This is a genomic window from Brevundimonas sp., from assembly GCF_046295075.1.
In the GTDB taxonomy this organism is placed as follows: Bacteria; Pseudomonadota; Alphaproteobacteria; order Caulobacterales; family Caulobacteraceae; genus Brevundimonas.
Map to the genome: position 1 here is coordinate 58,882 of NZ_JBKBOC010000009.1, position 21,827 is coordinate 80,708.

The window sequence follows — 21,827 nt, forward strand, 5'->3', positions numbered from 1 at the left end:
GCCGCGGGAAACGCTGATCGACAACCAATATTCAACGCCGAAACAGCCAAAGAAAAAGGCCCGGAGATCGCTCTCCGGGCCTTCGTCGTTCTGGACTGTCGTCGCCCTACTGGGCGGCGCCGGCCGCCGAGCGGACCTCGACGGGGATGCCCAGGGCGTCCAGTTGCGGCTTGACCACCGAAGCGTCGCCGACGACGACCCAGACGAATCTGGACGGGTCGATGGCGGCCTTGGCGGCCTCGTCCAGTTGCGCCGCCGTCAGGGCGTTGGTGCGGGCGGCGATGGTTTCCGGATAGTCGTCCGGACGACCCAGCAGGTCGTTGGAGCGCAGTGCGCCCAGGACGGCCGCCGAGGTCTCGTAGCTGCCGGCCAGACGGCGAGTGTTGCCGTTGATGGTCCGCTCCAGCTCGGCCGGCGTGACGCCCTTGCCGCCCTTCAAGAAGTCGTTGAACTGAAGGTTCAGGGCTTCGATGGCGGGGCCGGTCTTGTCGGCCTGGACCGGGGCGGTGACCAGATAGGGCACACGTCCCGCAAAGCCGGCGACCGAGGCGTTGACGCCGTAGGACCAGCTCTTGGTCTCGCGCAGGTCGGAGTTGATCCGCGACAGGAAGTCGTTGCCCAGCACATTGTTGGCGGCGTTCAGCATCAGCAGATCGTCCGTGCCTGATGCCGCCAGCACTTCACCGCCCATGATGTAGGACTGGGGCGACTGCGGACGGTCGATCAGCACGATCTTGGGCGTCGCGGCCGGGATCGGGGCCGAGAAGTCCTTGACCGCCTTGGCGGATGCGGGTGGGACCCACTGGCCGAAGGCGGCGTCCAGGACCGGCGTGATCTCGGACAGGGGACGGTCCGACACGACGAAGATTTTGCCGTTGTCCGGACGGATCCAGCGAGCGTAGTCGGTGCGGATGTCGGCCTCGGTGATGGCCTTGACGCTGGTCTCGTCGCCATTGCCGCTGAACGGACGGCCATAGGGGCTGTCCGCGCCGTACATCAGTTCCGGCAGGGCGCGGCTGGCCAGGGCGGCCGGCTGGGTGCGTTCGGCGGCGATGCGCGACAGGCGGGTGGCGCGCAGGCGCTCCAGCTCCGCCGAGGCGAAGGCGGGGTTGCGCACCACGTCCGCCAGCAGGTCAACCGACGGCTTCAGGTTCGGCGTGACCGCGGACAGCTGCACGACCGAGCGATCCATGGTCGCGCCGGTGGTGATGCTGGCGCCCAGCGCTTCCTGGGCCTCGGCCAGTTGCGTGGCGTTCAGGGTGCGGGTGCCCTCGTCCATCAGGTCCAGCATCAGGGTCTGAAGGCCCAGTTTCGCCCGGTCGTCGGCGGCGAGGCCGGCGTCGAAGTCGATGGCGATCTTGGTCGCGGGCACGGCGTCGCGCTGGGCGTAGATCACCTCCATGCCGTTCGACAGGCGGGCGCGTTCGACGGCCGGGAAGTCGACGTTGGCGACCTGGCCGATCTCGGGTTTGGCCATGCGGGCGACGCGCTGGATTTCCGGCGCCGGCGTATGGTTGGCGCCCGACGGGGCCTCGGCGGCCTCGGCATAGGCTTCACGCTCGCCCACCAGCGTCGTCAGCGTATAGGCCGGGCGGGTCAGCCACTTCTGCATCGCCGCCTGGACCTGGGCTGGCGTCACCGCCGCATAGGCGGCCAGCTGCTTCTTGTAGAACTCGGGATCGCCGGCATAGAGCTGGCCTTCCGCAAGCGCCGTGGCCTTGCCGCCGAAGCCGCCGACCTGTTCCAGGCCCTGGATGCGACGCGAGGCGTATTGGGTCACGACGCGGTTGATCTCGTCCTGCGTCGGGCCGTTGGCGATCAGGCCGTTCAGGATTTCGCGCGTGCGGGCCTCGACGGCGGCCGGGTCTTCACCGGGCTTCACGGTCGCGGAGATTTCGAAGATGCCGACGCGGTGATAGGCGCCGTTCGAGGCGCTGACCGAAACGGCGCTCTGGTCGCCGCGCACCAGCTCATTGTCCAGGCGCGAGCTGGCCAGACCGCCGAGCACCGAGGCGCCCACGCTGAGCGGCACCGAATCCGCGTCCAGCATGCCGGGCACGACCCAGCTGATCTCGACCTGGGCGTTGGAGACGCGGTCGTGCGTCGTTTCGTTGACCGGCGCCGGCAGGGTCGGGATCGGCGCCTGGGCGGGGGTGTTGACCGGACCCTTGGCGATGGGGCCGAAATATTTCTCGGTCAGTTCGCGCGCCTTGGCGGGCGTGATGTCGCCGGCCAGCACCAGCACCGCGTTGTTGGGACCGTAGTTCGAGGTGAACCAGTCGCGCACCGTCTGCATCGAGGCCGCGTCCAGGTCGGCCATCGAGCCGATGGTCGAATGGCGATAGGGGTGGCCTTCGGGGAACAGGGCTTCCAGCTGCTTGTACTGGTTCAGGCCATAGGGCTGGTTGTCGCCCTGGCGCTTCTCGTTCTGGACCACGCCGCGCTGCAGATCGAGCGTCTCCTGGCTGATGGCGCCCAGCATGTAGCCCATGCGGTCGCTTTCCATGAACAGGGCCTGTTCCAGCGCGGGGGTCGGGACCGTCTCGAAATAGTTGGTGCGGTCGAACCAGGTCGTCCCGTTCATGTCCGTCGCGCCCATGTTGCGCATCGGGGTGAAATAGCTGCCCGGCGCATTCTCGGACCCGCCGAACATCAGGTGCTCGAACAGGTGTGCAAAGCCGGTCTTGCCGGCCGGCTCGTCCTTGGAGCCGACATTGTACCAGACCGACACGGCGACGACCGGGGCCTTGTGGTCCTCGTGGACCAGGACGGTCAGGCCGTTGTCCAGGGTGAACTTGGTGTAGGGAATATCGACTTCGGCGACCAGATCGGCGACCGGCGCCGCCTGGACGGCGGGCGCAGCCGCCTGGGCGGCCGGGGCGGGCGCGACAGAGGCCCAGACAGGGGTTGAAACCGCCAGAAGGGCGGCGGCGGCGACGAGAGAGCCGGTGCGGCGCATGCGAGATCCTCAGGATTGCAGTTGGTTCGGACCATAACGCTGGTCTGCCGTGTGGCAACGCGACGGAATGAAACATGACCAAAGGTTCATGTTCGCCGCCCTCTCTTCGTCAGGAGGCCCCGGAAAAGGTTGCATCGCCGGACCCCCGGTCTTATGCGCGCGTCAACTCCCCGATCCCTGCTGCTGAGTTTACCGAAAGAGCCGCCATGTCCGCCCCCGCCGACAAGCCCGTGAAGAAAGTCGTCCTCGCCTATTCTGGCGGCCTGGACACCTCGATCATCCTGAAGTGGCTTCAGACCGAATATAACGCCGAGGTCGTGACCTTCACCGCCGATCTGGGCCAGGGCGAGGAACTTGGCCCTGCACGCGAGAAGGCGCTGAAGCTGGGCATCAAACCCGAGAACATCTTCATCGACGACCTGCGCGAAGAGTTCGTGCGCGACTTCGTCTTCCCGATGTTCCGCGCCAATGCGCAATACGAGGGCGACTATCTGCTGGGCACCTCCATCGCCCGTCCGCTGATCTCCAAGCGCCAGATCGAGATCGCCCGTCAGGTCGGCGCCGACGCCGTCTGTCACGGCGCGACCGGCAAGGGCAACGACCAGGTCCGGTTCGAGCTGGGCTATTACGCGCTTGAGCCCGACATCCGCGTCATCGCCCCCTGGCGCGAATGGGAGTTCCGCAGCCGCGAGGCCCTGCTGGACTTCGCCGAGAAGAACCAGATTCCGATCTCCAAGGACAAGCGCGGCGAGGCGCCCTTCAGCGTCGACGCCAACCTTCTGCACTCCTCGTCCGAGGGCAAGGTGCTGGAAGACCCGGCGGTCGAGGCCCCCGAGTTCGTCCACCAGCGCACGATCAGCCCCGAGGACGCGCCGGATAAGGCCACCGTCATCGAGATCGGCTTCGAGCAAGGCGACGCCGTCTCGATCAACGGCGAGGCCATGAGCCCGGCGACGATCCTGACCGCCCTCAACCAGTACGGCCACGACAACGGCATCGGCCGTCTGGACCTGGTCGAGAACCGTTTCGTCGGCATGAAGTCGCGCGGCGTCTATGAAACCCCCGGCGGCACCATCCTTATCGCGGCCCACCGCGGCATCGAAAGCATCACCCTGGACGGCGGCGCCATGCACCTGAAGGACCAGCTGATGCCGAAATACGCCGAGCTGATCTACAACGGCTTCTGGTTCTCGCCCGAGCGCGAGATGCTGCAGGCCGCCATCGACCTCAGCCAGAAGAAGGTCTCCGGCACGGTCAAGGTCAAGCTCTACAAGGGCAATGTCAGCATCATCGGCCGCGAGAGCCCCAACAGCCTGTACGACCAGGACCTGGTGACCTTCGAGGAAGGCGTCCAGGCCTATGACCACCACGACGCCGAGGGCTTCATCAAGCTGAACGCCCTTCGCCTGCGCGTTCTGGCCAAGCGCGACGCGCGCAAGGCCTAGGGTGGGGTCTCCGACCGGGCGATCCTCAGGATCGCCCGGTTCCTGTCATCCGTGACCCAGATCGAGCCATCGGCGGCGACCGCCAGGACGACCGGCGCGCCACGCGGCTGACGGCCTGCGACCGTGTCCCAGCCCGACGTCAGCACCTTGCCGCGTATGCTGGGCGCGCCGGCCGGATAGGGCAGGGATCCCCGCGGATAGATGGCGTAGCGTCCGCCGACGTCGGTCAGGGGGCGGCCCTGGGCGTCCGTCTCGGCCGCCACGATCCGACCGCCCGCGCGACGATAGCCGTGCCAGCTCATCAGCAGCCGGCCGCGCAGTTCGGGGAACATCGCCCCCTCGTAATAGATCAGGTCCAGCGGCGCGGCGTGCGGCGGCAGCAGGGCGGCGGGCCGCTCGCGCTGGCCGCACCGCGCCTGGGCCGCGCTCCAGCCGGGCAGGGGCGTCGCCAGGTCCACGCAATAGGGCCAGCCGTAATGTCCGCCCTGACGCAGCACATTGATTTCGTCATAGGGATGGTCGGGCGTGGTCAGGTCGACCGAGTTCTCGCCTTGCAGAATCGTCCCCGACGGGTGCCGCACCAGGGCGATGGAGTTGCGCAGGCCCGAGGCGAAGACGGTGCTGTCTTCGGCCCAGCGGCCGTTGCCCAGATAGGCGTGGCGGCGCACCTGGGCCGTCGCGGCGCTGTCGATGCAGGCGCCGGACACATCGGCGCGCGCCCGGCCTCTGGCGTCTACGCAGCGGTCGCTGGGGGCGCCGACATTGACCAGCAGGTCGCCGTTTGCGTCGAACACGAAGCTGGACAGGGGGTGACGGTTGGCGTGCAGCCGGTTGTCCGGCAGGTCGCCGATCACCGTCTGCACCGTCGCCGCCGGATCGGCCGCTTCGGGGTCCAGGGTCAGGATCCGGTTCATCTCGGACACATAGAGGCGCCCGTCCGGCCCCCGCGCCGCCGTGTGCGGCATGTTGAGCCCCTGGGCCAGCCGTCGCCAGCGCGGGGCGCCGGCCGGGCCGAACGACAGCCGCCAGATCGCGCCGTTGCCCGGATACCAGTTGCCCAGGTCCGTCACCAACCAGTCGCCGCCGGGCAGCGCCAACAGGCCGCGCGGCATCCGAGGCCCGTCCGCGCCCGACCCCTGCCACACCAGCCCCAGGCAATAGCCGGGCGCCATCCGCACGCCGGTCATGGGTCGGCCGCCGCAGTCCCCTTGTGTCGCATAGGCGCCCTGGGCCGCGCTGGCGCTGACGGGCGCGGCGACGAGAAGGGCGAGCAGGGCCAGCAGGCGGGCGGTCTTCATGGCGGTAGAAGTCCCGACAGGCGGCCGAAGATCAAGCCGTTGGCGTCAGATCAGGCCCTGCTCACGAGCTGCGGCGGTCAGCCCGTCGCGAAACTCGGGCGCGGCCAGGGCGATCAGGGCACGGGCGCGCTCGCTGGACGACTTGCCCTTCAGATTGGTCCAGCCGTGTTCGGTGGCGACGATATGGGTGTCGTTGCGCGGCGTGGTGACCGGCCCGTCCAGCCGCGCCACGATGCGCGACACCGTCCCCTTGGCCGCCGTGGAGTGACAGGCGATGATCGACTTGCCGCCCTGCGATCCATAGGCCCCGCGCACGAAGTCCAGCTGGCCCCCGGCGGCCGTGAACTGTCGCCCGTTCAGAAACTCCGAACAGCAGGCGCCGGTCAGATCGACCTGAAGCGTGGCGTTGACCGAGATCATCCTCGCATTGCGCGCGATCACGGCCGGGTCGTTCACATAGGAGACCGGATGGGCCTCCATGCCCCGATTGCCGTCCAGGAACTGATAGGTGTTGAGGTCGCCCATCGAGAAGGCGAACACACCCACGCCGGGATGCAGGGTCTTGCGGGCATGGTTGGCGACCCCGGCCTGCATCAGCTCGACCAGTCCCGGCGTCAGCATCTCGGTATGGACGCCCAGGTCGCGGTGGTCCTTCAGGGCGTCGCAGACGGCGTTGGGCAGGGCGCCGATCCCCATCTGCAGCGTCGCTCCATCCTCGACCAGACCGGCGATGATCCGGCCGATGGCCAGGTCCGCCGGTTGGGGCTCGGCCCTGGGCACGACCAGCAGGGGGGCGGCGTGTTCGACGATTCCCGCGACCTTCGACACATGGACGGTGCAGTCGCCGAATACCCGCGGCATGTGCGGATTGACCTCCACGACAATCGTCCGGGCCGTCTCCGACACCGGCTTGGCGTAGTCCGTGTTGGTCCCGAAGGAGAAGAAGCCGTCCTCATCCATCGGCGACACGGTGCAGACCAGCATGTCCACCCCGACCTCGTGACACAGCAGGCGAGGCGACTGCTGAAAGCCGGTCGGGATGAACTGGACCGGATTGGGCCCACCCTCCTCGTGCGCCCGCTGTTCCAGCCGCCGCTCGATGGCGCTGTGGAACAGGCTCCATGGCCGGATCCGGTTCATCAGTTCGTAGCGCAGCACCGTGTCGCCCGCGATGGCGGTTGAGAGCAGATAGTAGAGATTGACGTCCTCGACCTCGCCCCGCTCCGCCCGTTCGGCCAGAGCCTTCAGCAGGGCCGGCGGTTGGGACACGCCCAGGCCCATGGCGACCTTGGCGCCCGAACGGATCAGGGCGGCGGCCTGATCGGGGGTCATCAGGCGTTCGGCGTATAGGGCGGCGTGGTCCATGGCTCATCTCTCGCGGCGTTCAGCCAGACTAGCCTGTCGCGGACGGCGCCGCGGGCCTAGACTTTGGTCGCGGCGATCGTCGTCTCGACCTCGATCGGCGACGGCTCGTCCTGCAACGGCGCACGATGCCGCTTCTGCCAACGCGCCACCCCATAGGCGGCCAGCCACAGGGCCATGGCCCAGGCCGCACCGACGGCCCAGCCGGCGAAGACGTCGGTGGCCCAGTGGGCGCCCAGATAGATGCGGGTCAGGCCGACCAGCAGGGCCATCAATATTCCGACGCCCAGCACGAAGACCTTGAACCGCTCGCGCGGGAAGGCGCGCGTCAGCATGACGGCGACGGTCAGATAGAAGACGGTGGACAGCAGGGCGTGACCGGACGGGAAACTGGCGTTGATCGTCTCCACCGCCTGTAGGGCGGCAGGCGGTCTGGCGCGTTCGAACACTGCCTTCAGCCCTTCGCTGAGGGCGACACCGCCAGCCAGGCCCACGACCAGCAGCAGCGACGACAGCCATTTCCTCTGGCTCAACAGGAAGACGATCACGATCAGCGCGAACAGGCCCAGCACTGATATGCCGCCCAGCGAGGTGATGTCGGCCGCCGCCTCCTTCAGCCACCACGGTCCCCATGGTCGGCCGGGATCGTCGGCATAGGGCCGCATCAACGCCAGAATGTGATTGTCGAAAGCGATGCCGTCGGCCTCGGTCATGTCGTCCGCCAGTTCGACGAAGGTCAACACGCCGGCCGCGACGACGAAGAGGGCGGCAAGCGCCGCGATCTCCGTGCGCGCGACCATCAGGACGCGTATCAAAAAGGGACGAAGATCAGACAGGGTCATGGACGGGCCAAACGGCCAAGCTCGCCCTATGTTCCGATCACGCGTTCGTGATCGTGTTGTCGCATGAACGTAAAGGGGCCGTGCTGGCTTGCGCACTGGCTTTTCCCCAGGCCTGCGCGACTTGTCCAAGCGATTCGCCCACTAAGTGTCCGTCAAGCCCGTTGACGGGTCATTAGGCATATGCGCCCTATATGTGGGCTCGGGGAGCGCAGAGGCCACAAGATGATGTGGTTACGGCGCAGGTGGCTCAGGCTTTTTCTGTTCAGGACGCGGATGACTATGGCTGGCGGCGAGGCATTGAAGACGACGGAATTCCAAGGTGTTGCGGGAACGCAGACGCCTGAACGCCCCCACCTGACGGTGGTGAAGTCGGTCCAGGTGGACCGGTCGCGCGACGACCTGCTGACCGATTTCGGCAAGAAGACCCTGGAAGACCGCTACCTGCTGGCCGGCGAGAGCTACCAGGACATGTTCGCCCGCGTGTCGACCGCCTTCTCGGACGATCCCGAACACGCCCAGCGTCTTTATGACTATATGAGCCGCCTGTGGTTCATGCCGGCGACCCCGGTCCTGTCGAACGGCGGCGCGGATCGCGGCCTGCCCATCTCCTGCTTCCTGAACGCTGTGGGGGACAGCCTTGAGGGCATCCAGAACGTCTGGAACGAGAATGTTTCGTTGGCCTCGAACGGCGGCGGCATCGGCACCTACTGGGGCGGCGTCCGCTCCATCGGCGAAAAGGTCAAGGGCGCGGGCAAGACCTCGGGCATCATCCCCTTCATCCGCGTGATGGACAGCCTGACGCTGGCGATTTCGCAAGGGTCCCTGCGTCGCGGCTCGGCCGCCGTCTATCTGGACATCCACCACCCCGAGATCGAGGAATTCCTCGAAATCCGCAAACCGTCGGGCGACTTCAACCGCAAGTCCCTGAACCTGCACCACGGCATCAACATCACCGACGAGTTCATGGAGGCGGTGAAGGTCGGCGCGACCTTCGACCTGAAGTCGCCCAAGAACGGCGAGGTCATGAAGACTGTTGACGCCCGTTCGCTGTGGACCAAGCTGCTCGACATCCGGATGCAGACCGGCGAGCCCTATATGATCTTCTCCGACACGGTGAACCGCCAGATGGCGCCGCACCAGCGCGAGCTGGGCCTGAAGGTCAAACAGTCCAACCTGTGCGCCGAGATCATGCTGCACACCGGCCGCGATCACCTGGGCGTGGACCGCACCGCCGTCTGCTGCCTTTCGTCGGTCAACGCCGAGACCTTCCTGGAATGGCGCGAGGAGCCGATGTTCGTCGAGGACATCATGCGCTTCCTCGACAACGTCCTGGAGGACTTCATCCGTCGCGCCCCGCCCGCCATGGCCGCCGCCGTCTATTCGGCCAAGCGCGAGCGTTCGGTCGGCCTGGGCCTGATGGGCTTCCACTCCTTCCTGCAGGGCCAGGGCGTCGCCTTCGAAAGCGCCATGGCCAAGTCGTGGAACATGCGCCTGTTCAAGCATCTGCGTCGCGAGGCCGACAAGGCCAGCCGCCTGCTGGCCGAAGAGAAGGGTCCGTGCCTGGACGCCGAGGAGCGCGGCGTCATGGAGCGGTTCAGCCACAAGCTGGCCATCGCCCCGACCGCCTCGATCAGCATCATCTGCGGCGGCACCTCGGCCGGTATCGAGCCGATCCCGGCCAACATCTATACGCACAAGACCCTGTCGGGCTCGTTCGCGGTCAAGAACCCCTATCTGGAGCGCCTGCTTGACCAGAAGGGCATCAACACCGAAGCCGTCTGGAGCTCGATCCTTGAACAGGAAGGGTCGGTCCAGCACCTCGACGAACTGGATGAGGACGAGAAGGGCATCTTCAAGACCGCCTTCGAGCTGGACCAGCGCTGGGTGGTCGAACTGGCCGCCGACCGCGCGCCGGAGATCTGCCAGGCCCAGTCACTGAACCTGTTCATCCCCGGAGACGTCAACAAATGGGACCTGCACATGCTGCACTGGTCCGCCTGGGAACGCGGCGTGAAGTCGCTCTATTATCTGCGCTCCAAGTCGGTGCAGCGGGCCGCCTTCGCCGGCGCCCAGGACAAGGCCGAAGCCGTGATCGACCCGAACCAGCCCGATCTCTTCTCCATGCCCAAGACCGACTACGACGAGTGCCTGGCCTGCCAGTAAGGCCGCCACGCTGACGATCCTGAAGGGCCCCGCGACAGCGGGGCCCTTTTTGCATTCGGGAACCCCCGCCGGTCATCGTCGTTGAAAAGCGACGAAACCATGTCGAAAACCTGTTGGACTCCTGCGCCGCGCGGTTGCAGTGTGAGGTCAGCGGATCGGTGGGGAGACCGGATGCGTTTGAAGGCCTGGATTTTTGGTGTGGGGGGCGTGCTGGCGATGGCCGGTGCGAACGCCGTTTCCGCACAGACCTGGGCCCCCAACGCGTTCGACGCTGCGCCAGACGCTGCCGGCGCTGTCACTGCCCGCCTGACCGACCAGACCAGCTTCCGTGTCGCGCCCGAGGCTCGTTTCGGCGCCCAGATCGAAATCCCGACGGCCTTCCGCCCCGACGATGGGTCGGGCCTGTCCGCCAGCACCCGCCGCGACGTCTGGATCGATCGCACTGATTTCACCGACCGGGTGACGCTGGAAACCGCAGGGCGGCTTCGTCGCGCCGACGGCTCGCCCCTTCCGGTCACCCCCGTCGACCGGGCCGAGCTGGACCCTGACGCCTATGACCTGCGCTATGTGCGCGGTTTCCGCGGCGCGCGCGGACACACCGCCTCGGGCCTGGAAGTCAGCCTGACGCCCCACGCCGGCTTGGGCGTCGGCAGCGAGGGCCGTTCGGCCGAGGCGGGGGTCACGCTCAAGATCGGCGAGGGGCTGGACCGCCTGGCGCCCGACGGCCGCGAACGGTTCGGCGAACGGCCGCGCTGGTATCTCTACGCCGCCGGTTCCGGCCGTGCCGTGGGCTATAACTTCGCTCGCACCCGAGACGGCCACTACGCCCGCTCCGGCTATACCCAGGACAAGGGCAGCTTCCTAGGGGACGCCTCGATCGGCGTGGCCTATCGTCGGGGCGACCTGCAGACCTCGGTCGGGGTGGTCTATCGCGAGATCGACGCGGGCAAGGGTCTGCGCGGCATGAACGGCTTGGACACCGACCTGGACGAGGGTCTGGTCGCCTTTCAGCTGACCCTACGTCCCAGCCGCTGATCCGTCAGCGAACCTCCGATACCGCCACACCTTCGCGACGCGGATCGGCCCCCGCATCCCACCGACCGTCCCGCCAGATCGCCCCATGCAGTCCCGAGGTCTCGGTGGCGTTTGGCCTCAACGCCATGCCTGCCGCGCCGAGGGCGTCGCGGATATCCGGCGCGATCATGTCGGTGTCGGCGCCGATCATGTCGCCCCGCACCACCAGATTGGGCAGGGCGATGGCGTCCTGCATCGACAGGCCCCAATCCATCGTCCCGACCAACGCCTTGGCCACATAGGCCAGGATGCTGGACCCGCCCGGCGAACCGATGGCCCCCACCAGCCGGCCCTGTCGATCCAGGATCAGCACCGGCGTCATCGACGACCGCGGCCGCTTGCCCGCCGCCACCGCATTGGCGGCCGGATGGTCGTCCTCGCGCGGCGTGAACGAGAAGTCCGTCAGCTGGTTGTTCAGGAAGAACCCGCCGACCATCCGCCCATTGCCGAAGATGCTCTCCACCGTCGTGGTCATGCTGACGGCGTTGCCCCAGGCATCCACCACGACCATGTGCGAGGTGCCGCCCGGCTCGGCCGTTTGGTCGGTTCCGCGCGGCGGCGACCCCGTCGGGGCGCCCGCCTCGACCGGCCCGTTGACCTGGGGCGCAAGGGCGGCGCGCGCGGCGACATAGTCGGGATCCAGCAGGCCCGCGATGGGCACGCCGACAAAGTCGTTGTCGCCGACATAGCGGTCGCGGTCGGCATACATCAGCCGCTGCAACCGCCCGAACGCGACCCAGGCCTGCGGGCTCGCCGCGCCCTTGTCCAGATCCGGCGTCGCCTCGGCCATGGCCAGGAATTGCAGCAGGGCCACGCCGCTGGACGGCGGCGGCGGCACGCAGATGACATAGGCCTGATAGGGCCTGCACAGGGCGTCACGACGCAGCGGACGATAGGCGGCGATGTCCGCCTCGCTCAGGGCTCCGGGGCGCGGACCCTGACCCACGGTCGCGGCGATCTCGCCCCCGATCTCCCCGCCATAGATGACGCCCGGCCCCTGCTGCGCCAGACGTGCGACCGTGTCGGCATAGGCCGGGTTCTTCAGCGTATCGCCCGCCTGATATCGCGTCCCGTCCGGCTTGGTGAAATAGGCGGTCGCCCAGCGGGTCCGCGCCTGGGGGCTGCGCCCATTGATCATGCCCGCCAGACGGGGGCTGACGGTGAACCCATCGCGCGCCAGCCGTTCGGCGTCCCCGAACAGGTCGCTCCACGCCAGCTTGCCGTGATCCTTCTGCGCCATGGCCAGCATGGCCACCGCCCCCGGCGCGCCCGTGGACCGCCCCGACAGGACCGCGTCGATGAAGGGCAGGGGCTTGCCGTCCTCATAGAACAGCTCGGGCGTGGCCGAGGCCGGCGCCGTCTCGCGCCCGTCATAGGCCGTCACCGTCCCGGTCTCGGCGTCATAGCTCATCAAAAAGGCGCCGCCGCCCAGGCCCGACGACTGCGGCTCCACCAGCCCCAGCACCGCCTGGATCGCCACCGCCGCATCGACCGCCGACCCGCCGCGCCGCAACACGGTCATCCCCGCCTCGACCGCCAGCGGATTGGCCGCAGTCACGAATGGCCCCCTAGCCGGGGATGACGCCTGGGGCGAAGCCGGAGCGCCCGCTATGCCTTGGGGTGTCGCCGCCGCATCCATCCCTGCCGCCGTCTGACACCCCGCCAGGACGACGGGCACGAGCAGGGCGGCGATCTGACGACGAAACGAGCGCATGGAATATCCGGGGAGGCGAGAACGTCCCAAAGGCCTAATCCGTCCCGCGCGCCGCGCCAACCGCTCTATCTGCGCAAAACTGCATTCCCCCGCTTGCGTCCGCCCGATCCGCGAGCTAAAGACCCGCCCTCGCCGCAAGGCAGCCGCACCCGTAGCTCAGCTGGATAGAGCACCAGACTACGAATCTGGGGGTCGGGCGTTCGAATCGCTCCGGGTGCGCCATTTCCTTAGACGTATCAGTCACTTGAGCAGATTGCGCTGTGAGTACAGCCGCTGGGCCTGCTGTAACATTGCCCAGCAGTCCAATCTAAGTTTCTGATTTCTAAGCGTAGCCCCGATCGGTTCAGTCTGGGGCTCACGAAGAGGCTCGATGCTCGAGGACCGCGACCGGCGTGTCCATTAACCACAACGATTCAAGTCGGCCCGGCGCCGCGCCTTGGTCTGCATCGAACCTGCACGACGCCTGCGTTGACAATCCTTCGGGCGCGCAATCGATCTCGACGCCCATGGCGGAGAAGTCATTCCCGAAAGGGAGGCCCCGATGCTTCACATACATGCTCTGCCTCGATCATCATTCTGGCTCAGGATCGCCGTTGGCGCCGTCCTTGTCGGCCTCGCCGACCTGCTGGTCTTCACGCATGCACCCGGCACGAGCCTTGGCCTGTTTGCATTCGCGATCTTGGGGGGTGCGCTCTTCGGTCGGAAAGACCTGCTACGAAATCGTCGCGGTCTGGGCTTCGTCGTGGTCGGCGCTGCCTTCGCCCTGGTCCTGGCGGACCGGCCTGGGCTGCTGGCCTGGGCTCTGTTCGTCGTCTCTATGAGCCTCGGGGCGTTGTCGAGCCGGGTAGGGCCGAACGAGACCGCGTGGGGCTGGGCCCAAAGACTGACGCTTCACTGGCTTTTCACGCTGTTTGGCCCCGTCGTCGACCTGCTCAAGGTTTCACGGCTGAGGCGCGGTTGCGGTGGAATGTCCGCCCTGGCCCTGCTCGGCCTCCTCGTTATGCCCGTGGTCGGCGGTGCGGTCTTCCTCGCCCTGTTCTCGGCGGCGAATCCGCTCATTTCGAACGCGCTCGCCAGCCTGTCGCTGCCGCCGTTGTCGGGCCAGAACATCCTTCGCGTGCTGTTTTGGTGCGCCGTCTTCATCGGTGTTATGGGCCTGTTGCGGCCGCGCTGGCGCAAGCCCTTGGTCGCCCTGCCTGAACGGAAGATCGGAAAGCCTTCAGCGTTCCTGACCCGCACGATCACCTTGTCCCTGATTGTCTTCAATGCGGTCTTCGCGCTCCAGAATAGTCTGGACCTAGCGTTCCTTTGGAGCGGCGCGCCTCTTCCCGGCGACATGGGTTTGGCCGAATACGCACATCGCGGCGCCTATCCCTTGATCGTCACCGCCCTGCTTGCCGGGCTGTTCGTCCTGGTCGCGCTCCAGCCGGGTTCCGACACCGCTACCAAGCCGCTGGTTCGTCGTCTGGTGGTCGTCTGGATCGCCCAAAACATGATCCTGGTCGCCTCCAGCCTGCTGCGCACCGCCGACTATATCGAGGCCTACGCCCTGACCCGCTTCCGCATCGCCGCGATGATCTGGATGGCTCTGGTCGCGGTCGGCCTGATGCTGATCTGTTGGCGCATGTTGGCTGGCAAGTCGGCGCACTGGCTGATCAACGCCAACGCCATGGCTGCGCTGATCGTGCTCGCGGTCGTCAGCGTCATCGACCTCGGCGCCGTCGTGGCCGGCTGGAACGTTCGGCATGCCAGGGAGGCCGGAGGTCGCGGGGTCGAACTGGATCTCGGCTATCTCCATACTTTGGGCGCGCCTGCGCTCGTCTCTCTGATGGAGCTGGAAACGACCACGGACGACGTCGCCCTGCGCGACCGGGTCGCCGCCGTTCGCCAGGACATCCTGCTGAACGTTCGGCGTCGTCAGGCCGAATGGCGCGGCTGGACCTGGCGCGACCAGCGTCGCCTTGTTCATGTCGACGCCTTGCAGCGGAACCGCGCACTGTCGTCGCCCGCGCCGGGCGCGCGCGGTTGGGACGGACGGCTCGTCCGGGCAGCGCCGACCATTGCCCCTGCGCCCGTCGCCTCGCCTGTATCTGTGCCGTTGACCTCTCTGACGGAAGGCTGAACATGGCCATCATGCAAAGCACCGTCCTGGTGGTCGATGACGACCCGCACATTCGCGACCTGCTGACCTTTGCGCTTCAGAAGGCGGGTCTGGCGACGCGGGAGGCCGCCGACGGGGAGGCTGCACTGGCCGACATCGCCCTGTGCAGGCCCAGCCTCGTCGTGCTGGACATCAACATGCCGCGCATGGACGGGATCGAGACCTGTCGCAGAATTCGGGCTCAGGGGGATTTGCCGGTCCTGTTCCTGTCGTCGCGCGACGACGAGATCGACCGCATTCTGGGCATGGAACTGGGGGCGGACGACTATGTAACCAAGCCCTTCAGCCCGCGCGAGGTGGTGGCGCGGGTCGCCGCCATCCTGCGCCGTATCGCGCGGAACCCGCCCCCGCCGACGCCGGGCCAGTTCGCCTTTGGTGGTCTGGGTCTGGACGCGGACGGATGGCGGGCGACATGGCGCAATGTCGAGGTGCCGCTGACCGTGACGGAGTTCAGCATCGTGCGCACCCTGGCCGATGCGCCGCGCCGGGTCTTCACGCGGGACGCCATCATCGACCGGGTCCACGGCCCCGGCTTCGCCATGACCGACCGTACGATCGACAGCCATGTCCGCAACCTTCGGGCCAAGTTCGCCTTGGTGGGTGGGGCCGACGTGATCGAGACCAGACCGGGTATCGGCTATCAGCTTGGCCCCTGCCTCGGTGCGCCCGGAGCGCCGGAGGCGTGATCGCACGGTTGCGCGCCTTCGTCCGCCGTCATTGGCCGGCGCTCAGGCTTCGAACGATCCTGCTGTCGGTGCTGATCTTCGCCGGCATCCTGCCTGGGCTTAGCGCCATATTCCTGCGGGTCTATGAGAACACCCTGGTGCGCCAGACGGAGGCGGAACTGGTCGCCCAGGCCGTCGTCCTGTCGGCCGTCGCCGCCTCGGATTGGCCCGGGGCCGTCGTGATCCCGCTTGATCCCGCCCGACGCGACGATCCGGGTTACTACAGGCCAGAACCCGCGACGATCGACCTGGGCTCCACGCCTGTCCTGCCCGCTCGACCCTCCCCGCGCGCCGCTGCCGCGTCTGAGGCCGGGGCGGTTGCGGTCGCAGCACGGCTTGGTCCCGTCATCGAACGGACCAGCCGCACCACCCTGGCCTCGATCCTCCTACTGGATCGCAACGGAACGATCGTCCACGGCTATGGCCAAGGTGGCGGCCTCGCCGATCTGGCCGAAGTGCGGTCGGCGCTTGCGGGCGAGCCTCGGACGGTACTGCGCCGTAACGACGCCTATCATCCGCGCTACTCCCTGGAATGGCTCAGTCGCGCAGCGGGCGTCCGTATCCACCATGCGCGGCCGGTTATGGTGAATGGCCAGGTCGAGGGGGTCGTCGTGGCGTCCCGCTCACCCCGTGCGCTGTTCAAGGGGCTGTACCAGGACCGGATCAAGATCGGGCTGGGCGTCGTTGGGACCCTGGGCCTGATCGCCCTTCTGGCAGTTCTGGTCTCGCGCGGCATCGCCCGCCCGATCGAAGCGCTCAGTCGGGCGACCCGCGATGTCGCCAGCGGCGGCGGCATGCTTCCTCCAGCGCCGGCCACCGCCGCCGTCGAAATCCAGACCCTCTACGAGGACTTCGGGCAGATGGCTCAGGCCGTAGACCGCCGGTCCCGCTATTTGCGCGACTTTGCGGCCGCCGTCAGTCACGAGTTCAAGACGCCCCTGTCCGGCATTCAGGGCGCCGTCGAACTGCTCCAGGACCATGAGATGGCTCCCGACCAACGTCGGCGGTTCCTCGACAACATCGCAGCCGACGCCCGCCGCCTCTCAGCCCTTGTGACGCGCCTGCTCGACCTGGCGCGCGCCGATATGGCGCGTCCCCAAGCCGGGCTTTCGGTCGATGTGCGCCCTCCGATCGCCAAGGCGGTCGATGCAAGGTCAAGCCAACTGGCGATCTCGACGACGATCGAGGACGAAACGCCGAGGGTCGCCGTTCCGGCCTCGACCATTGAGATGGTGGTCTCGACGCTGCTGGAAAACAGCCGACAGGCGGGCGCGACAGCCGTCACCATCAGTACGGCGACGTTGTCTGACCGACTTGTCGTGACCCTGGCGGACAACGGGCCAGGCATTGCGCCGGCCGACGCCGGTCGAGTGTTCGAGCCCTTCTTCACCACGCGACGGGGGGAGGGCGGCGCCGGCCTCGGCCTTTCCATCGCTCGCGCTCTGCTGGCGGCCAACGACGCCACTCTCGACCTGCAGCCTACGACCGAAGGCGCTGTATTCGAGTTGGTCATGCCGCTCGCCCAGTAGCTTGTCAGACGGTGCGGCAGACACTTGGACCGCCGTCAGGGCGTTCGCGGTCACTCATGTAACGCTGCGTATCCTAGGGGCGCACCAGTCTAGATTGTTACAGAACGTATGGTGTAATTCACTGATAATAGAGAAATTTTCGCCGGACTACGAATCTGGGGGTCGGGCGTTCGAATCGCTCCGGGTGCGCCACTTTGGTTTAAAACCGAGAACTCCGCCAACAGCGGCGAAATCCCCACCATCGCTAGTCGTCAGGCACGTAAAAGCTCTGTTCGCGAGCCGATGAGCCGTGCTTCGGTCTTGCTGACCACCTCGACCGGTTGCGTGAAGGACCGCAGGTCGTGGGCGTCAATCGTTTGACCGACGACGTGACCCGCTCGGCGTCTATTCTTGCTTGGTCACGAGTGCGGATCAGTTCCTCTACGCGCTCCTTGAGGGAGGTCTCCGATGGCGCAAGCGCACCGAACTCGATGCCTCATAGAGCCGAGTCAACTTCGCTTCAGCCTCGGACGCACGCTTCTTGAGTTCGGCTACGTGCCCACGCCGCTGGTCCGCCTACTCCAGCCTCCGATCCAGAAGCTGCTCCATCAGCTTTTCAGGCCGCTGCAGTTCAAGCAGCCGCTCTTCGATATGAGCTATGATTGCGTCGTCCAACCTATCCATGGGCGCCGACATGCCCTTACATCCGACCTCCACCATGCGAGCCTTCGCGCCCCCCGCAATTGCCGCAGAAACAAATGCCGGTGAGGAGATTTGGGCTGCTCGATACCCGTGCGGGCGTCCCCTTGGATTTCGCGATCTCAGCCTAGCTTTGGCAGCCTCAAATTCATCGCGAGAGATGATTGGGGAACCGCCATGATTGCGTCTCCCGACTCTGGTTTGGGCTTCTTGGTGAGATAGTCTCGCGAGTTGAAGTGATGTTCGCCATGTAAGTTGGGTGCGTCAGGATCTTGTGGACCTCGCTGCCTGCTTAGAATGTCGAATAGGCCGCTCATTCAGTTCAGCCGCGAACGGCTCTCGTCGCCATTTCTAAGCCAAGGAGGGCGATGGCGATGAAGAACAGGCGGCGGAACAGGGCTTGGGAAATGCGGCGGCGCAGAGACTGACCAGCGATCATGCCGGCGACCGCGGGGAGCGTCGCTGCAATGGAGATCAGACCGACATCGAGCTGGAGTGCGCCATGCCAGGCCAGGCCGATCGCAAGGGCGAGGCTTGAGACGGTGAACGACAGGCCCAGGGATTGGACAAGGTCGTCCTTGGACAGGTCGAGCGACTGAAGGAAAGGGACCAGCGGGACCACCGCAGCGCCGGTCGCGCCCGTGATCGCACCCGTGAAAAGACCCGATACCGGCGCGAGGCGGCGCTCCCATAGCGGCGAAAGGCTGAACGGCCGCGCCAACAGGCCATAGGCCGCGTAAAGCGCGAGCACGACCCCCAGGGCGCCCGTGATCTGGTCGGCGTCCAGCCTCACGATCAGACTTGTGCCGGCAAGGGTGGCTGTGAACGTCAGGACCAGCATGAGCCCGAAACGTTTTGCCAGAGGCCCCAAGCTTGCGCCGCTGAATAGCTGCCAGACATTGGTCAGAAAGGTGGGGACCGTAGCCAGGCTGGCGGCGGTCAATGGCGACAACAACGCGCCCAGAAGCCCCATCACCACGGTCGGCAGGCCCATGCCGGATACGCCCTTGACGCAGCCGGCGGCGAAGAAGGCGGCCGAGATAAGGGCGAGTGTGGTCGGCTCCATCTGATCTGGACTCTAGAGGCGCCGCGTCGATTGCCTTGGGATCAGGGTCGGCGCTGTCCGTACGATCGGCTCGACCGGATCGTGGCTGTCGAGGAGCAGGTTCACCGCAGCGGTGGCGATCTGATCGAAGGGGGTGCGCACCGTCGTCAAGGGCGTGGGCAGGTGACTGACGATCGGGATGTCGTTGTAGCCCACCACCGAGATGTCGCCGGGCACCGACACGCCGAGCTGGGCGAGCGCCGACAGGGCGCCCATGGCGGTGTTGTCGTTGATCGCGAAGATGGCCGTGGGCGGAGACGCCAGGGTCATCAGCTCGCGCGCCGCCAGATGGCCGGCGTCCAAGCCGAAGGTGGATGGCACGATCCATTCCGGCTGAACGACGAGGCCGGCTTCCTCCATCGCCCGGCGATATCCCTCGACCCGGCTGACTGCGCTGGATGTGTCGGCAGGCCCGGCGATGACGCCGATGCGCTGGTGTCCCAGGTCGATAAGGTGGCGTGCGGCGAGATAGCCCCCCAGAGCGTCGTCGCCCACCGATGACGGATGCACGCCGTCCGTGCGCAGGGCGAGTACGAAGCGGACGCCCTGGGCCGCCAGCTTGTCGGCCAGGCCGTCGCCGATCCGCGTCGTCGCCAGCACCAGCCCGTCAACGCCACGCGCGAGCAGCATGTCGACAGCGCGCTGATTTGCGGCCGGCTCGTCGTTGCTCGTAGCGACGATAGTGAAGCGATCGGCGCGGCCTGCTGCGCGTGCAAGGGATTCGTACAACATCGCCATCACCGTATCGGTCAGGCGCGGCACGATCACGCCGATCGTGCCGGTCGAGCCTCGACGCAGATTGGCGGCCGAGACATCGCGGACATAACCAAGCTCCGTCGCCACGCGACGGACCAGACGGGCGGCCTCGCTGTTGGAAGGCGATCGGTCGTCAAGAAAACGCGACACGCTGCTCTTGGACACCCCGGTTGCCCGGGCGATGTCCAGAATGGTCACGCGGACGGGTTCGCCGCGCCGCTCACGCATGTCGATGCTCTGATTTCATAACGCCTCCTGCCAGAACGCTTGACCCGGCCAAACTCGGATGTAAAGCGGGAACGTTCCCGGCATCGTTCCCTATTCACGATCCCCATAAGAAACCCAGAGAGGAAATCATGAGCGTCATGGACCTGCGCGGCCTCAGCCCCGCCCCCGTCACCAAGGCTCTGGGTCGGCTGCTTGAACCGCTGGGACCAGTTCTGGATGGCGTGCTGAACCCGGTGCTGGACGTGCTGGGGCTCAGGCTGGGCGAGGCCGATGTGGCGGTTCACGGCCTATCATGCCCGAGCGAAGGGCGATCGACGCCGCGCCTGGTCGGCTGAACACAGCCGTGAGACCTCAGCCGTTCGCGGGGCGCAGGCCCTCAGCCGAGGCCTGTTGCATCGCCGGGCGCTTCTGACCGCCCGAGGCGATGATGCGATCGATGCGGGTCTTTTCGGCGCGGAAGGCGGCGAGGTCTGCGCCGGCCAGTTCGGTGCCTTCCTGGGTGCGTACGCCGGCCGGATTGATCCGTCGGCCGCCGCGCCACAGCTCATAGTGCAGGTGCGGACCGGTCGAGGCGCCGGTCGAACCGACATAGGCGACGATCTGGCCTTGGCTGACCCGCTGGCCGGCGCGGATGCCCGAGCCGTAGCGCGACAGGTGGCCGTAGCCGCTTTCGAGGCCGTTGTTGTGACGGATGCGCAGCCAGTTGCCATAGCCGCCCCAGCGGCGGGCCTCGACCACCACGCCGTCGGCGGGGGCCACGACCGGCGTGCCGGTTCCGGCGGCAAAGTCGATGCCCTGGTGCATCTTCTTGTAGCCCGAGATGGGGTGGGTGCGGAAACCGAAGCTGGACGACACCCGGCGGAAGCTCTGCAGCGGGGTGCGCATCATGGCCGAACGCAGGTTCTTGCCGTTGGCGTCGAAGAACTGGGCCTCCTTCGCGCCGGCCGGCTTGAAGCGGTAGAAGGTGACGCCGCGCAGTTCGGCGTACATCAGGTCGCCCACATCGACGGTGCGGCCGGCCTCGGTCACTTCACGGTCGAAGACCATGGTGAACTCGTCAGACGACCGGATGTCGCGCTGCATGTCGAACTTGGTGGCGAACAGGCGGCTGGCGGAACGCACGATGGAGGCGGTGGCGCCCAGTTCGCGGGCGCTGGCGGACAGCGAACGCTCGACATCGCCCTTCAGCACCACGGTCTCGTGGGTGACTTTTTCTTCCAGCGATCGCAGGCGCAGGGCGCCGTCGAAGCTGCGCGACACGGTCAGCTGCGACGCCGGGCCGGTGCGCATCGTCAGGCCGATCAGGCGGGCGTCGCCCCGGCCGTCACGCGGCTTGGCGATGGCGGTTTCGAACTTCAGACCGGCGCGCAGATCGGCCAGGTCGAAGGCGTTGGCGACGGTGGCGGCGACGGCGCTGGCTTCTTCCGGCGCGACGCCGGTGCGGGCGACGGCCTGCTCGAAGGTTTCACCACGGCGAATCTGGACGAGAACGGCCTCGGGGGCGGTCATGCCGGCGGGGGCGTTTGCGGAGGCGAAGGCCTGGGCTTCCATGGCGGCCATCTGGGCCGAGGTCAGCGCGGGAACCTCTTCGGCTTGAGCGGGTTGATAGGCTCTACCGGCGAGCATCGCCACCGAGATTGCGGCTACCGTAGTCAGCATGTGCGGCGCGAGCCGTGTCGGCTGGCGGCGTGGGTCGAACTGAGCCATCGGTCCCCGTCGTATTGCGACGCCTGCGGCGCCAAAGCGTTACTCGTTCTCGAAGTTCGCGCCGATCGCCCATGGCGCGAA

At 66.9% G+C, this 21,827-nt stretch carries 15 protein-coding genes and 2 tRNA genes; 9 read left to right on the plus strand and 8 right to left on the minus strand.

The window, feature by feature from the left end; translation table 11 throughout:
* Window positions 1-106 precede the first annotated feature (106 nt).
* Window positions 107-2,959, minus strand: a complete 2,853-nt coding sequence (locus ACK4MH_RS09240; protein WP_409717301.1) for a M16 family metallopeptidase — start codon at window positions 2,957-2,959, stop codon at window positions 107-109.
* 206 nt (window positions 2,960-3,165) lie between these two features.
* On the opposite strand from ACK4MH_RS09240, the gene ACK4MH_RS09245 reads away from it, so the two are divergent.
* A complete protein-coding gene (locus tag ACK4MH_RS09245) occupies window positions 3,166-4,404 on the plus strand; it encodes an argininosuccinate synthase (protein WP_135194418.1) in 1,239 nt (412 codons plus the stop codon).
* Here the strand turns inward: ACK4MH_RS09245 and ACK4MH_RS09250 are convergent.
* Genes ACK4MH_RS09250 through ACK4MH_RS09260 form a run of 3 tightly spaced genes read right to left on the minus strand, consistent with a single transcriptional unit; the run spans window position 4,401 to window position 7,864 of the window.
* Entirely contained in the window at window positions 4,401-5,702 is a 1,302-nt protein-coding gene (locus tag ACK4MH_RS09250) for a PQQ-dependent sugar dehydrogenase (protein ID WP_409717303.1), read from the minus strand. The two genes, ACK4MH_RS09245 and ACK4MH_RS09250, sit on opposite strands and share 4 nt — an antisense overlap.
* A gap of 45 nt (window positions 5,703-5,747) precedes the next feature.
* Window positions 5,748-7,067 carry an acetyl-CoA hydrolase/transferase family protein gene (locus ACK4MH_RS09255; protein ID WP_409717305.1) on the minus strand — a complete coding sequence of 440 codons (1,320 nt, stop codon included), beginning with the start codon at window positions 7,065-7,067 and terminating at the stop codon, window positions 5,748-5,750.
* Window positions 7,068-7,123: 56 nt separating this feature from the next.
* A complete protein-coding gene (locus ACK4MH_RS09260; protein WP_409717307.1) occupies window positions 7,124-7,864 on the minus strand; it encodes a phosphatase PAP2 family protein in 741 nt (246 codons plus the stop codon).
* Window positions 7,865-8,179: 315 nt separating this feature from the next.
* On the opposite strand from ACK4MH_RS09260, the gene ACK4MH_RS09265 reads away from it, so the two are divergent.
* On the plus strand, window positions 8,180-10,069 hold the full coding sequence (locus ACK4MH_RS09265) for a ribonucleoside-diphosphate reductase subunit alpha (RefSeq protein ID WP_135194422.1): 1,890 nt from the start codon (window positions 8,180-8,182) through the stop codon (window positions 10,067-10,069).
* A gap of 171 nt (window positions 10,070-10,240) precedes the next feature.
* Window positions 10,241-11,104, plus strand: coding sequence for a lipid A-modifier LpxR family protein (locus tag ACK4MH_RS09270; protein ID WP_409717310.1), 864 nt, complete (start codon window positions 10,241-10,243; stop codon window positions 11,102-11,104).
* 4 nt (window positions 11,105-11,108) lie between these two features.
* Here the strand turns inward: ACK4MH_RS09270 and ACK4MH_RS09275 are convergent, their stop codons facing one another.
* Window positions 11,109-12,857 (minus strand): gamma-glutamyltransferase family protein, encoded by a 1,749-nt coding sequence (locus tag ACK4MH_RS09275; protein ID WP_409717312.1) that lies wholly within the window; start codon window positions 12,855-12,857, stop codon window positions 11,109-11,111.
* Between the two features lie 145 nt (window positions 12,858-13,002).
* Here ACK4MH_RS09275 and ACK4MH_RS09280 point away from each other — a divergent pair.
* From ACK4MH_RS09280 to ACK4MH_RS09300, 5 genes are all read left to right on the plus strand, one after another.
* Window positions 13,003-13,079 (plus strand) — tRNA-Arg (locus tag ACK4MH_RS09280).
* 520 nt (window positions 13,080-13,599) lie between these two features.
* On the plus strand, window positions 13,600-14,979 hold the full coding sequence (locus tag ACK4MH_RS09285) for a DUF4153 domain-containing protein (protein WP_409717314.1): 1,380 nt from the start codon (window positions 13,600-13,602) through the stop codon (window positions 14,977-14,979).
* Between the two features lie 2 nt (window positions 14,980-14,981).
* Window positions 14,982-15,704, plus strand: coding sequence for a response regulator transcription factor (locus ACK4MH_RS09290; RefSeq protein WP_409717316.1), 723 nt, complete (start codon window positions 14,982-14,984; stop codon window positions 15,702-15,704).
* Window positions 15,701-17,272, plus strand: a complete 1,572-nt coding sequence (locus ACK4MH_RS09295; RefSeq protein ID WP_409717318.1) for a sensor histidine kinase — start codon at window positions 15,701-15,703, stop codon at window positions 17,270-17,272. The genes ACK4MH_RS09290 and ACK4MH_RS09295 overlap by 4 nt, the downstream gene beginning before the upstream one ends.
* 81 nt (window positions 17,273-17,353) lie before the next feature.
* Window positions 17,354-17,464: transfer RNA gene (locus ACK4MH_RS09300), tRNA-Ser, on the plus strand.
* An 808-nt stretch (window positions 17,465-18,272) separates the two neighbouring features.
* On the opposite strand, the gene ACK4MH_RS09305 is transcribed toward ACK4MH_RS09300, so the two are convergent.
* Both ACK4MH_RS09305 and ACK4MH_RS09310 read right to left on the minus strand, forming a co-directional pair.
* Window positions 18,273-19,016, minus strand: a complete 744-nt coding sequence (locus tag ACK4MH_RS09305) for a sulfite exporter TauE/SafE family protein (RefSeq protein WP_409717320.1) — start codon at window positions 19,014-19,016, stop codon at window positions 18,273-18,275.
* A 12-nt stretch (window positions 19,017-19,028) separates the two neighbouring features.
* Window positions 19,029-20,039 (minus strand): LacI family DNA-binding transcriptional regulator, encoded by a 1,011-nt coding sequence (locus ACK4MH_RS09310; protein ID WP_409717322.1) that lies wholly within the window; start codon window positions 20,037-20,039, stop codon window positions 19,029-19,031.
* A 128-nt stretch (window positions 20,040-20,167) separates the two neighbouring features.
* Between ACK4MH_RS09310 and ACK4MH_RS09315 the strand changes: the two genes are divergently transcribed.
* On the plus strand, window positions 20,168-20,374 hold the full coding sequence (locus ACK4MH_RS09315; RefSeq protein ID WP_409717324.1) for a hypothetical protein: 207 nt from the start codon (window positions 20,168-20,170) through the stop codon (window positions 20,372-20,374).
* A 16-nt stretch (window positions 20,375-20,390) separates the two neighbouring features.
* Here the strand turns inward: ACK4MH_RS09315 and ACK4MH_RS09320 are convergent, their stop codons facing one another.
* Complete coding sequence (locus tag ACK4MH_RS09320) at window positions 20,391-21,746, minus strand: peptidoglycan DD-metalloendopeptidase family protein (protein ID WP_409717326.1); 1,356 nt, start codon at window positions 21,744-21,746, stop codon at window positions 20,391-20,393.
* Between the last annotated feature and the right edge of the window lie 81 nt (window positions 21,747-21,827).

Coding starts and splice junctions, on each gene's coding strand:
- ACK4MH_RS09240 (WP_409717301.1), bottom strand. CDS start 2,959: ATGCGCCGCACCGGCTCTCTCGTCGCCGCCGCCGCCCTTCTGGCGGTT.
- ACK4MH_RS09245 (WP_135194418.1), top strand. CDS start 3,166: ATGTCCGCCCCCGCCGACAAGCCCGTGAAGAAAGTCGTCCTCGCCTAT.
- ACK4MH_RS09250 (WP_409717303.1), bottom strand. CDS start 5,702: ATGAAGACCGCCCGCCTGCTGGCCCTGCTCGCCCTTCTCGTCGCCGCG.
- ACK4MH_RS09255 (WP_409717305.1), bottom strand. CDS start 7,067: ATGGACCACGCCGCCCTATACGCCGAACGCCTGATGACCCCCGATCAG.
- ACK4MH_RS09260 (WP_409717307.1), bottom strand. CDS start 7,864: ATGGTCGCGCGCACGGAGATCGCGGCGCTTGCCGCCCTCTTCGTCGTC.
- ACK4MH_RS09265 (WP_135194422.1), top strand. CDS start 8,180: ATGACTATGGCTGGCGGCGAGGCATTGAAGACGACGGAATTCCAAGGT.
- ACK4MH_RS09270 (WP_409717310.1), top strand. CDS start 10,241: ATGCGTTTGAAGGCCTGGATTTTTGGTGTGGGGGGCGTGCTGGCGATG.
- ACK4MH_RS09275 (WP_409717312.1), bottom strand. CDS start 12,857: ATGCGCTCGTTTCGTCGTCAGATCGCCGCCCTGCTCGTGCCCGTCGTC.
- ACK4MH_RS09290 (WP_409717316.1), top strand. CDS start 14,982: ATGGCCATCATGCAAAGCACCGTCCTGGTGGTCGATGACGACCCGCAC.
- ACK4MH_RS09305 (WP_409717320.1), bottom strand. CDS start 19,016: ATGGAGCCGACCACACTCGCCCTTATCTCGGCCGCCTTCTTCGCCGCC.
- ACK4MH_RS09310 (WP_409717322.1), bottom strand. CDS start 20,039: ATGCGTGAGCGGCGCGGCGAACCCGTCCGCGTGACCATTCTGGACATC.
- ACK4MH_RS09315 (WP_409717324.1), top strand. CDS start 20,168: ATGAGCGTCATGGACCTGCGCGGCCTCAGCCCCGCCCCCGTCACCAAG.
- ACK4MH_RS09320 (WP_409717326.1), bottom strand. CDS start 21,746: ATGGCTCAGTTCGACCCACGCCGCCAGCCGACACGGCTCGCGCCGCAC.